The organism is Agathobaculum sp. (assembly GCF_050946325.1).
GTDB lineage: Bacteria > Bacillota > Clostridia > Oscillospirales > Butyricicoccaceae > Agathobaculum.
In genome coordinates this window covers 1-4,909 of sequence record NZ_JBMNUP010000143.1, presented here as the reverse complement: position 1 = coordinate 4,909, position 4,909 = coordinate 1, and the positions used below count along the sequence as shown (strand labels likewise).

Sequence of the window (4,909 nt, the reverse complement as noted above, 5' to 3'; positions counted from 1 at the left end):
CAGTCAGCGAACTGTTGAATCAGAGAAAGCTTACGCAATCGCCTCGTTGATGCGATCGATCAGGCCTTCGCGCCACTCGGGGAACTGCTTCGGAACGTTCTCCATGGAGTAGTTGCGCCACTCTTCCAGAGCAGCCTCATCCGGGAATACTTCCTCAACGCCAGCCTTCTTCATCTCTTCGAGCATCGGGCCAACAACGGACTCAACTTCTTCGATAGCCTGAGCTGGGTAAGCAGAGCCTACTTCGTCCAGAGCCTTCTGAGCGTCTGCCGGCAGGGAGTCATAAACGTCCTGGGACATAACCATGATGGTCGGAGCGTACAGGTGACGGGTGTAAACCAGGTACTTGGCAACTTCGTGCAGCTTCGCAGAGTACAGGATGTGAATCGGGGACTCAGCGCCGTCCGCAACGCCCTGAGACAGAGCCTGATAGGTCTCAGACCAGGTGCAGGTGGTAGCATTGCCGCCGATAACGTCAACCATCTGGGTCCACATCTTGGTGGGCGCGCAGCGCAGCTTCATGCCGGAAGCTTCCGCACGGTTGGTGAAGGGGGTCTTAACCAGCCAGTTGCGCTCGCCGAAGTAAACAGCGGTCAGGATGCGCAGGCCCTTAGCCTCAACCTCACGGCAGAGCTCCTGGCCAATCTCAGACTTCCAGAGCTTCTCAATGTCTTCCGGCTTCTTGAGCAGGTAAGGCATCATGAACGCGGAGAAGTCCGGCACATAGTCAGACAGGTGCGAGAAGTCGCAGTCCTGAATGGAAGCAGCACCCTTGGAGATCGCTTCGATAACGTCGGTGGTAGCGCCGAGGGACTCAGAAGGATAAATCTGAACGTCCAGGGTGCCGTTGGAAGCTTCGTTGATGCGATCGCAGAAGTTGGACCAAGCTTCGTACATCGGGTCGCTGGTGGTCTTGATGGAGTTCATCTTCAGAACGAATGCCTCAGCCGGCTTCTCAGCGCCAGCGTCGGTACCCTGCTGCGCGTCGCCGCCCTTATCAGTGTCCTTCGCGTCGTCGCCGCCGCCGCAAGCTGCCAGAGACAGTGCCATGCAGGATGCCAGAAGCATCGCCAGTAATCTTTTCTTCATGTTACAACCTCTTTTCTTCGCTTTCTTAATAGGTGGGGTCTCTTTTATATACAGGCTGGGGGGGTGCCAGCCGTATATATGAAATTATTTGCCGGAGAAATGCGGTTCGCGCTTTTCAATAAAGGCGGAAACACCCTCATTGAAGTCCTCATGCCGCGCCATATAGCGGGTGTAGGTAACTTCCAGATCGTTCTTGCGCTTCATCTGGAAATCTTCCTGCAGGTTCATGCACGCCTTCAGATAACGCAGAACCAGCGGGCCGCGCTTGCAAATCTCACGCGCCTTGTCCATTGCGGCCGGCATCAGCTCTTCCAGCGTGTCAACCACCTTGGTAACGCCGCCGTATTTCATCAGGTCTTCCGCCGTGATGAAAGACGAGCAGTAGCACATGTCACGCTGAATCTGCGGAGGCAGAATGCGGGACAGGTGACCGGAGCCGCCGACAACGCCGAGCTTTGCCTCAGGCGCGCCGAACAAGGTGCCCTTGACGGCAATCGTAATATCCGCGCCTGCGGGATAGCACATGCCGCCGCCGAGGCAGTGGCCGTGTACCGCACAGATCACCGGAACGCGCACTTCATAAAGTGCCAGTGCGCCGTCATAAAATACTTCCTGTACGTTGGTTACATCCTTATCGTCAATGCTCTTCTTAAAGAGCTTGATATCGTCGCCAACGCAGAAAGTCTTCTGGTCGGAATGCATAACGACAACCCAGATATCGTCGTCATGGTTAATGTAATCACACACCATCAGCAGTTCCTTCTGCGCAACTTCGCCGGCCGCGTTGACCGGGGGGCGATGGAACGTGATGATGCCAATATGGTCTTCTACTTTCAGGAGCATCTGCTCCAGCGTATGTTCGCCAATCTTTTCAACAACTCGTACTGCCATTTTTCAGTCCTCCTTACCAAACCGTTCGTAATACGCAGCCCAGAGTTCATCACGGAACTTCGGATGCGCAATGTTGATCAGCATCTTTGCACGCTCGCGCACGCATTTGCCGCGCAGGTTTGCAACGCCGTATTCCGTAACAATGTAATGTACATCGGTACGGGTTGTCGTAACGGTTGTGCCGGGCTCAAAAACAGGCACGATGCGGGAAATGGTTCCCTTCTTTGCAGTGGATGGCATGGCAAGGATGCTCTTGCCGTCCGGACACATGGTCGCGCCGCGGACATAGTCGAGCTGACCGCCGATACCGGAGAACTGCGCGATTCCCATGGATTCCGAGTTCACCTGGCCGCAGAAATCCACCTGCAGGCAGGAGTTGATCGAAACCATCTTGCTGTTCTGGGCAATCACTACGGGATCGTTGACATAATCAATCGGCAGCATCATAACATCCGGATTGTTGTCAGCAAAATCGTACAGGCGCTTGGTTCCCATCAGAAAGCCTACCACAATTTTTCCCTTGTGGATGGACTTTTGGGCGCCTGTAATAACACCCTTTTCGTACAGCTCCACCACGCCGTCCGAGAACATTTCAGAATGGATGCCAAGATCTTTTTTGTCACCCAGGTTCTTCAGTACAGCGTCCGGAATCGAGCCGATGCCGAGCTGCAGCGTCGAGCCGTCTTCAATCAGACTTGCACAGTTGCGGCCGATGGCCTCTTCCACCTCGGTCATACGGCCGCCGCCCAGTTCAGGCAGCGGATGCGAGGTTTCAACGATGTAATCCAGCTTGGAAACGTGGATGAACGAATCGCCCATGGTGTACGGCATCTGATCGTTGATTTCCGCAATCACCAGCTTGGCCGCTTCCGCGCCCGGCTTGGTTGCGCAGACCGAAACGCCAAAGGAGCAGAATCCGTGCTCATTCGGTCTGGACAGTGAAATCAGCGCCACGTCCAGCGGCAACGTGCCGTCACGGAACATGCGGGGCGTCTGGTGGAAGAAGGTCGGCGAAAAGTCCGCACGGCCCTCGGCAATCGCGGCGCGGGTTGCGCCGCCGGCGAACAGCGCGTTATGGCGGAAGTGGCCCGCCATTTCCGGCTTGCAGTATTCGCCCTTGCCCATCGGCACCCAGTGGCAGATCTCCACGTTTTCATACTGCTTGTAGTTTGCTACCATCGCGTCAACGAGCGTCGTCGGCTCGCCGCACGCATGGCCAAACAGCACACGCGAGTTGTTTGGGATGTGGCTGACCGCTTCTTCAGCGGATACCAGCTTCGACTGATAGATCTCTCTCCAGTCCTGCATTTGTATGACCTCCTAAAAAAGCCACACAAACCCCTCGGAGCTTCCTCTCACAAAAGCTCGTTGTTATGCAGTAAAGATCAGGTAAAGTCGATCAGTACCTTCAGCATGGTCTTATCCTTGGCCGCCTTGTCAAACGCTTCCTGGCTCTGGTCGACCGGATAAATTGCGGAAACAACCTTGGCAAGCTGCTCGTTCATCAGGCCGGCGTTGATGATCTTGGCCGCGCCTTCCATGCTGGTCATGGTGTGATGACGAACGCCCAGCAGGCTGCCTTCGTTATAGATAATGTTGTTGATGTCCGTATTAAAGATAGTGCCCTTGGGCGGCATACCAACCTGAATCATCGTGCTGCCCTGAGAAATCAGACCGACACAGGCGTCATAACCGCCCTGGAAGCCGGTAACTTCAAACAGCTTGTTGAACGTACCGCCGGAAATCGCCTTGCACTGGTCAGCAAAGTCTGCGTCCGAAATGTTTACGCAGTCAAAGCCGAGCTCGCGGGCAATGCGGATACGGTCCGGATTGATTTCAGCCAGTACAACATGCGCGGCGCCTGCCAGTTTGCATACCATGCCAATCAGGATGCCGATGGTGCCGGCGCCTGCGATAAACACATCATCGCCCGGACGGATCTGCGCGCGGCGGGTATCATGCACTGCAACGGTCAGCGGCTCAACCAGCGCGGCAATCTTCATGTCCACATCGTCATTGAACTTGATCAGACGCTCCGCATCAACCAGCAGGTACTGGGTGAATACGCCGTCCATCGAGGTGCCCATGATCTTAACATCGGTGCACAGGTTCTCACGGCCAACATGGCAGAACTCGCAGGCGTTGCAGGGCTTAATGGTATGTGCGCAAACCTTATCGCCCACCTTGATATCGGTGCGGTCCGCGTTGATCGAGTACAGCTCGCCGCAAGCCTCATGTCCCATTACCAGGGGCGGCTTGGCAGTCGGATGCTGGCCGGCAAAGATATGCAGGTCGGAGCCGCAGATGCCCGCATACTTGATGCGGATGACCGCCTGGCCCGGGCCGGGCTCCGGAATCGGAGCCTCAACAGTTTCGACCTTGAAGAAATCAGTCAACAACAGCTTTTTCATAAAAACGTGTCCTCCCTAAAACTCTTCTCTTTTCTTCCCGCTGCCGCAGCTTCGGCAGCATCAATTTCAGGCACAACCGTCTGAAATGTGCCTCACACGAAATACCAGCTTGTGGGAACGGTTTCACCCCCCCACAACAAAATAGACAACGCAAACAAGGCAATCCGTCCATTCACTGGTTTACCGTACGCCAAGGGTTGTCCATCCGTCAATCATCTTCATGTTCGTCCGTTACTCTACGGGCTCAGCAAAAAAGCCCATGCGGAACCACCGCTTTTTTCACACGGCAATAAGAGACCGTTGTGTATTGCAGCAGTCTTTGAAGCACATAAATACTATAATTGCCTTGCTCCCAATTGTCAATACCCCGTCAAACAATTCATCTTCGATTCCCTGTTTTTGTGCATCATGAAAAATGTATTCTTCATTTTTTGTTAAGTTTTTCTCAATTTCTTTTTTTCAACTGATATTTTAACAAATTTCATCTTTTGTTTTTGTGCGTTTTTAATAATTACTAT

The 4,909-nt window shown here is 54.0% G+C and carries 4 protein-coding genes; all 4 read right to left on the bottom strand.

What is annotated here, in order from left to right; genetic code table 11:
* Positions 1-30: 30 nt before the first annotated feature.
* Positions 31-1,089 carry a DctP family TRAP transporter solute-binding subunit gene (locus tag ACOYIE_RS09340; protein WP_433412585.1) on the bottom strand — a complete coding sequence of 353 codons (1,059 nt, stop codon included), beginning with the start codon at positions 1,087-1,089 and terminating at the stop codon, positions 31-33.
* 84 nt (positions 1,090-1,173) lie between these two features.
* Positions 1,174-1,980 (bottom strand): enoyl-CoA hydratase/isomerase family protein, encoded by an 807-nt coding sequence (locus ACOYIE_RS09335; protein WP_433412583.1) that lies wholly within the window; start codon positions 1,978-1,980, stop codon positions 1,174-1,176.
* A 3-nt stretch (positions 1,981-1,983) separates the two neighbouring features.
* Positions 1,984-3,288 carry an acetyl-CoA hydrolase/transferase family protein gene (locus ACOYIE_RS09330; RefSeq protein WP_433412581.1) on the bottom strand — a complete coding sequence of 435 codons (1,305 nt, stop codon included), beginning with the start codon at positions 3,286-3,288 and terminating at the stop codon, positions 1,984-1,986.
* Positions 3,289-3,365: 77 nt separating this feature from the next.
* Positions 3,366-4,391 carry a zinc-dependent alcohol dehydrogenase gene (locus ACOYIE_RS09325; protein WP_433412579.1) on the bottom strand — a complete coding sequence of 342 codons (1,026 nt, stop codon included), beginning with the start codon at positions 4,389-4,391 and terminating at the stop codon, positions 3,366-3,368.
* Positions 4,392-4,909 lie beyond the last annotated feature (518 nt).